Annotated in this window: 3 protein-coding genes; 1 reads left to right on the top strand and 2 read right to left on the bottom strand. The window is 26.2% G+C overall.

The window, feature by feature from the left end:
• Positions 1-855 precede the first annotated feature (855 nt).
• Together MBFIL_RS01150 and MBFIL_RS10905 are read right to left on the bottom strand one after the other, a co-directional pair.
• Positions 856-1,917: a hypothetical protein gene (locus MBFIL_RS01150; RefSeq protein ID WP_066970655.1), complete on the bottom strand. Its 1,062-nt coding sequence runs from the start codon at positions 1,915-1,917 to the stop codon at positions 856-858.
• Between the two features lie 1,395 nt (positions 1,918-3,312).
• Positions 3,313-3,486 carry a hypothetical protein gene (locus MBFIL_RS10905; RefSeq protein ID WP_211261683.1) on the bottom strand — a complete coding sequence of 58 codons (174 nt, stop codon included), beginning with the start codon at positions 3,484-3,486 and terminating at the stop codon, positions 3,313-3,315.
• A 546-nt stretch (positions 3,487-4,032) separates the two neighbouring features.
• Between MBFIL_RS10905 and MBFIL_RS01145 the strand changes: the two genes are divergently transcribed.
• Complete coding sequence (locus tag MBFIL_RS01145; RefSeq protein WP_066970653.1) at positions 4,033-7,440, top strand: DUF11 domain-containing protein; 3,408 nt, start codon at positions 4,033-4,035, stop codon at positions 7,438-7,440.
• Positions 7,441-7,673 lie beyond the last annotated feature (233 nt).

Raw genomic sequence — 7,673 nt, 5'->3', positions numbered from 1 at the left:
GATTATAATTTTTATTAAAAATAAATTTTATTTGATATTAAAAAACTGTCTTAATTTTGCTATTTTAAAAAATACTTAGTTTTAACTAAATTCATTAAGAACTTTTCAAATTGATTATACAATAAAATAATATATTCTCTAATATTTTATATTTCCTATATAATATATTTTTTTAGTTTTAGCAAGTAAAATAAATCTATACAAATCTATACAATATATTTTACAATAGAATATTCTACAATATCGAAATTAAGTATCGAATATAGAAAACCAATAATTAAAATAAATTCTGAATATTCAAAAGTTGGTGTATATTAAGTGTAAAAAACTTAGTAAGAAAAATAAAAAATAGAATTCATATATTTCTGGTCTTTGTGAATATATTTAATTTTAGTAAAACAGTTATTATTCCTTTAATGTTTATTTTTTGAAATAGCATATGATGAAACTTAATTTATTAAGTTAGAAACTCTTTGATTTTTTTTAAATCACAGGTTTTTTTAAAGTTAGAAAAAGATTTTTTTATCTTTGTTGTTTCTTAAACTTTTTTCTGAAAGAAATTTAGGAAAATCTCCAATTTCTCATTTAAAAAGCTTGTTTCATGAATATGAATTGATAATAATACTGCGTAACAGGCTCTTTAAATCCAGTTTCATTGTTTAATGGTACATTAGTTACATTATAATAAATTATTATCTAAATTTAATAAAGAAATAAAGAATTTAAGATTGAATAAATTAGGGATTTAATAAAGTTATCTATAAAGTTATCTTGTCTATTTCTCAAGCTCCTTTTATTTTCCTAAATATAGCTAAATATAGATATATGATTATAAATAATAAAGTGATGTATTGATTAATCACGTTTTTTAGCTTTTAACCCTACTAACATGGTAATTACAATGATTATTATTAAATGTAATGGTAAAGCTGTTTTTTTCATTGGTACGCTACCTGCTATAACTTTAGGAGGTTGTGTTATATTCTTAACTATTTTGTTGACAATAGTCTTATTAACAACAGTAACATTTTCAACTGTTTTATTAACAACAGTAACATTTTCAACTGTTTTATTAACAACAGTAACATTTTCAACTGTTTTATTAATTACTGTGATATTTTCAACTGTTTCGTTTTTTGTTTCATTTTCTATCTTTTCATATGCCGTCTTATTCACAGTATTAAGTTTTGGAATGTAATGTAAGAGGTCCTGCTGAGTGCCAGGTTTATAATTGCTGCTATATCCGTCTCCAGAAGATCTGAATGTCCATTCAACATATCTTTCTGTCCATGATGAGACATTGTACCAGCTACCATTTATGAATTGAAGAGAGTATGTTTTAGGAGTTGCATTTAATGTAACATTCACTTTATATTTATCTGGATAAGTCACAAAGCTTAAGTTCTTATTTTCACTGAAATTCCAAATATCATACTTAGAAAAGTAATATCCATTTGACACGAACTTTTCATAATTATTAACAATCCAGTCAATAAGTCCCTCTCTAACAGTTATATTGGCATGTGTAGTGAATACATCATAGTAAAAAACATCATTCTTTTCTTCTATACATGAAGTGTAATAATGAACATTTGTGTTATTTTCTTTAATAATAGAATTACCTGAACCACTCATATAACCTTTATCTTTAGTTACTACTTCGTCACCTAAGACTTGAGAACTGGTAGTGTTATTTTTATTGGTTGTGTTATTAATATCGTTTGCTGTGCTGTTGTTAGTAATATTATTGACACTATTATTGTTAATATTATTAATGCTATTGTTGTTAGTAGTATTATTGACGCTATTGTTGTTAGTAGTGTTATTACTATCATCTTCAGCTGCAAATGTTGTTGATATTGCAGATGAAATTAATATAATGGTCAAAAAGATAATTATTATTTTTTTATAATTCATTTTATACTCCACCTTTTTAAACTAAAATCATGTGATTTTAAAGTAATATTATTCTGATAATTTTACTAAAACTAAATGTCTAAATTATGGTTGTATGGACTTTAAATTAATCAGTACATTGAAATAGCTATTGATATATTATTAATAACTCAGTTCCTCAGTCATAATAACTATTAACACTATTTAACTGATTTTAACACTATTTAATTGATAATATCTATTTAATAAAATGGTTTAATTATTAAATATATATCACTTATTAAATAAAACAATTAATCACTAGTCCTTACAATTAATCACTAGTCATTTATAATTATCAACTTCTTCAATAAAACATGAAAAAACGATAAATAGACATTTATAATTGCATTAGCATGTCTCACAATTCTTATAGTTCTAATTGGATGTAAAACATATATAAAGGTGTGTATCCAATAGAACATTATAAATTTTACATATATAATCTAAATGATTTAAACTTAAAAAAATAGTTTAATAGTTATTATTTTTCTAAATAGCTATTTAAAAAGAAATTAAAGTTAAAATTAAATCTAAACCTCCAATAGAAATATTATAAATATTTATAAAATTTGTATTTAATTAAATAATATAATATTACCTATTAAATATAAGAAATAATACTTTATTAAAATTTAATTAAAAAATAAAGAATTTTAAGATTAAAAAATATTAATTTTTAATGAGAAATATATTGTAAAATATTTTTTAAAGATCATCTTCTTATAAAAATGAAAAATATACAATATAAAAAAGATACAATAGAAAATTTCATTATATATCATAAAAATAGCTATTTAAAAAATAGGGGATTGTAAAAGATAAAGGATGTGAGCAAAAAATTTTTAGTGTGAAATTCTACAGAATATAACTACAGAACTCTAAAATTAGGCAATGAAATAAATTTAACTGCTAATGGTCACAGTACTAGAAAAATAAAATAAAATGGGGTATATGAAATATAATAATTAATTAGTTAATATAAGAATTATTTAGCTAATTATTCCTAAAATTAATATATCCTCTATTTAGTTTACATAATCTTATTTTAAATCAGAATTATAGTTTAACAATATGGAAAGATTTAAATAGGTTTACTTATGAATTTTCATGTGTAATGATTAGAAATTGGTAAGAGTAAAAATTAATTCTTATATGTTTCATACTATCAAATTAATTTAATATTATTTTTTAAGTAATGAAATAATTATTATAATAGAAATAATTGTTATAATGGAAATAATTATTAATGAAATAATATTTTAATGAATTTTTTAAGCTAATGAAAATATAATTTATTAATTGGAAAAATAGCTATAATACATCCTATAATAATAAATCCTATAATAAATCATTATTTATTTATAAAATTAGTTATTAATTATAGTTATTACAATTCTCATGAATATGAACAAGTAACAATTCAAAATAAACAATTCGTTCAATACATCCAACTATCCATTTTCTAATATCTTCTTCATATGGGTTATAATGAACCCATATTGGACCATAATATGAACTTTTTTTAATTAAAGTCCATAATCTGATCATTATAATAAAATATTTATATTAAATATTATATTACAAACCACGTAGACTTAAATAAAATTTTAAACCTAATAAAGCATAATATGATGAAATCATTGAAATTAAAGTTAAAATATATAATAAATTTAGAGTTAAACAGAACTTAAATGTGATTTTGTAAATTAAAAAATTAAGAGTAATACTAAAATACAATAATATAATATTATAATGAGTATTAAAAACATTATATGAAACTAAATTAATATAGGTAAATCCATGTATTTGGGGTCTATTCAATTTATTACATGGAATTAAATTGAAATATGAAAATATGTTTGGATTTAAATTAATAACTTATATCAATAAACGCTTAGAACAACTTATATTAATGATTTAATGATATTGATAAATTCTCATCAATTGAAAGGATCTTGTTTTAGGAGTAACAATTAGAAATTTAATATAAATTAATATATAACAAAATGGTGCAATTTTAATATAAATTAATATATAACAAAATGGTGCAATTTTAATATAAATTAATATATAACAAAATGGTGCAATGATAATATGAATAAAAAATATATGATATTAACCATGTTTATGGTTTTATTTGTATTCATGCTTCCTACTACAGTGTTTGCTGATGAAATTGTTATCGGCGAAAATCATACTGCTACAGATGTGAATACTAACAAAAACTATGAATATATGTGTGTGGAAGAGGAGGAAAATGTCAATATTGGTGACACCTTAGAAACCACAAATAAAATTAATACAAAAAAAGGAGCTATTGAATACATTGCTGAAAATTTCAATGATGAAATAGCAAATGACTCTGTTAAAAAAGATGAATTTCAGAAGGAAGTGTGGGCTATCACTGGAAATTCCAGTATAGCAAATAAATCATATAATGACAACTATAAAATAAACTCCACAAAAAAATTAATACCTTCTTCAGTTCAATCAAATATAAAATATATTAACGGATCTAAATACAACGTAACAACCTGGAATGACACATACAATGAATTCACTTTCCGTATGTTAAAACCTGGTAAGAATACTTCACCAAAAACTACTCAAGCAATGTTAATATTTGATTATACTCCGTATAACATTACTTCAGAGAAATTAACACTTATACCTGAGGTAGATCTTGAAATAGTTAAAGCTGCTAATGAGACTAAAGTGCTTAAAGGTCAGCAAGTTGACTATACCATAACTGTTAGAAATAATGGTCCACAAGATTCAACCCAGACTAAAGTTTCAGATCTTATACCTGCTGGATTCAAGTTTGATAACTATACAGCAAGTGTAGGAACTTATAATAAAAACAATAATATATGGAACATTGGAAAATTAGCTTCTGGTGCTAATGCAACATTACATTTAATATTCACAATCAATGCTGATATTGGTACTTATATTAATACAGCTAATGTAAGCTCAGCACAAGATGATAGAAATTTAAGCAACAATGAAGCTAATGCATCAATCGATGTTTATGGTGGACTTGATCTTACAATAACTAAAATTGCTAATGTGACTACTGTGTCTAAAGGTCAGCAAGTTAGATATACTATAAATGTTACAAATAATGGTCCAGAAAATGCGACTCAAACTAAAGTTTCAGATATTGTTCCTGATGGATTCAAATTTGATAGCTACACTGCAAGTGTAGGAACTTATAATAAGAATACTAAGATTTGGAACATTGGAAAATTAGCTGCTGGTGATTCTGTAACATTAGATCTAATATTCACAGTAAATGCTGATACAGGTTCTTATGTTAATATCGTTAATGTAAGCTCAGCACAAGATGAAGATGATTTGACTAACAATGAAGCTAATGCAACAGTTTATGTTCAAGGTGGACTTGATCTTGCAATAGCTAAAGTTGCTAATGTGACTACTGTGTCTAAAGGTCAGCAAGTTAGATATACTATGACTGTTACAAATAATGGTCCAGAAAATGCGACTCAAACTAAAGTTTCAGATATTGTTCCTGCTGGATTCAAATTTGATAGCTACACTGCAAGTGTAGGGACTTATAATAAAAATACTAATCTTTGGAATATTGGAAAATTAGCTGTTGGTGATTCTGCAACATTAGATCTAATATTCACAGTAAATGCTGATGCTGGTTCTTATGTTAATATCGTTAATGTAAGTTCAGCACAAGATGATAATAATTTAAGTAATAACGAGGCTAACGCAACAGTTAATGTTACTGGTGGAGTTGATCTTGCATTATTTAAAACTTCAAATGTAACCAGTGTACTTAAAGGTGAATTAGTCGATTTTGCTATAACTGTTCTTAATAATGGTCCAGATAAAGCAACACAAGTTAGAATTTTAGAACTTATTCCAAATGGATTCACATATGTCAGCCATACAACTGACCGCGGAACTTACAATAAAAACAGTAAAATATGGAGTATAGCAAACCTCGGAGCAGGTGTAAGTGGAGTATTAAACTTAATACTTAGAGCTGACACTAACCAAGGTAACTACACTAATGTTGTTGCTGTAAGTGCTAATGAAGAAGAACTTGATTATGATAATAACAATGCTAACACAACTGTTGAAGTCTTAGAACCAAAAGTAGATATTCAAGTAACTAAAGCTGCAAATGCAACTGAATTATACTCAGGAGATCTTGTTCATTACTTAGTAACTGTTAAAAATAATGGTCCAACTGATGCTACTGGTGTTAAATTAAGTGAAGTATTACCTAATGGATTCACATATCAAAGTGCAAATCCTTCTAGAGGAACCTTCTCACAAGCAGATAATCTATGGAATATAGGAAACTTATTATATGGTACTAGTGTAACATTAGATTTAATTGTAAATGCTAGTGGTAATCCAGGTACCTATACTAACAGAGTTAATGTAAGTGCTAATGAAAATGAAACTAATTACGATAATAATAATGCTAATGTAAGTGTTGTTATTAAAAACCATCTTATTGATCTTGCAATAAATAAAGTTGTAAATGCTTCAAACATATATGTTGGAGATTCTGTAATTTACACAATAACTGTAACCAATAACGGTCCTGAAAATGCAACTGGAGTTAGAGTAACTGATGTTTTACCAAGTGGAATGACCTATACTGGTCATGTTACAAATAACGGAACATATTCCTCTGGATTATGGAACATAGGAAACTTAGCAGTAGGAGCATCCGCAATCTTACAAATAACTGCTAGAGCAGCAACTACAGGAACATGGACTAATACTGTTAATGTAAGTGCTAATGAAGACGAAACTAACTATAAAAACAATGATGCTTCAGCAGTAGTTAATGTAACAGTTAAACCAGTTACACCCCCAGTTACACCTCCAGTTACACCTCCAACTACTCCAACTACTCCAAGTACACCAGGTACTCAAGTACCTTATGATAACTCAGATGTCTGCTATTATGAACCTGTTGTTGATGAATGTGGAAACCTTATAGGTTATAGACCAGTTTATAAAGAATCAACAACAAGCAGTTCAACTACAACTGGTGGTGCTGTGTACGATCCAAGTATACTCACTAACAGCCCTTATACTTCTACTAATGATTGTGGACCTACTACTTCACAAGGTACAATAGTTAATGGAGTATACTACTCTCCAGGTTCTACATTACCAACCTCATCAAGTACAACAACCACAAGTAGTAGTTCAGCTAGTTATGCTCCTGCTGGTGGTACAATAGTTAATGGAGTATATTACTCTGCAGGTTCTAAATTACCAACAACCACAAGTAGTACTCCATCTTCAAGTAGTTCTTCAAGTGGTTCATCTTCAAGTGGTTCTTCAGGTAGTTCCTCTTCAAGTGGTTCTTCAGGTAGTTCATCTTCAACTAAACCAGCTACAACTACAACTACTTCATCTTCAAGTAGTTCAGCTAGTTATGCTCCTGCTGGTGGTACAATAGTTAATGGTAAATATTACTCTGCAGGTTCTAAATTACCATAATAACTCATTGATGGATAACTATTAAATTTAAAACAAATATCTTTAAGGGAATTTTCAATTCCTATTTTTTATTTTTTTTATTTTTTGAAATATCAAAATTAGCAAATATAGTACGATACCTATTTTTTGACAATATTTATATAGTATAAAATATATAATATTGGTATATGAGTAAAGATTCTAAAGAAGTAGTGGTGCGTCATATTAGTTCTACTGAGCTTAATGATTTGATT

The organism is Methanobrevibacter filiformis (assembly GCF_001639265.1).
GTDB classification, from domain to species: domain Archaea; phylum Methanobacteriota; class Methanobacteria; order Methanobacteriales; family Methanobacteriaceae; genus Methanacia; species Methanacia filiformis.
This window is presented reverse-complemented; position numbering and strand designations above follow the sequence as displayed.

What these genes read in the sequence shown, in the direction of transcription:
- MBFIL_RS01150 (WP_066970655.1), bottom strand. Translation starts at nt 1,917, where the DNA reads ATGAATTATAAAAAAATAATAATTATCTTTTTGACCATTATATTAATT.
- MBFIL_RS10905 (WP_211261683.1), bottom strand. Translation starts at nt 3,486, where the DNA reads ATGATCAGATTATGGACTTTAATTAAAAAAAGTTCATATTATGGTCCA.
- MBFIL_RS01145 (WP_066970653.1), top strand. Translation starts at nt 4,033, where the DNA reads ATGAATAAAAAATATATGATATTAACCATGTTTATGGTTTTATTTGTA.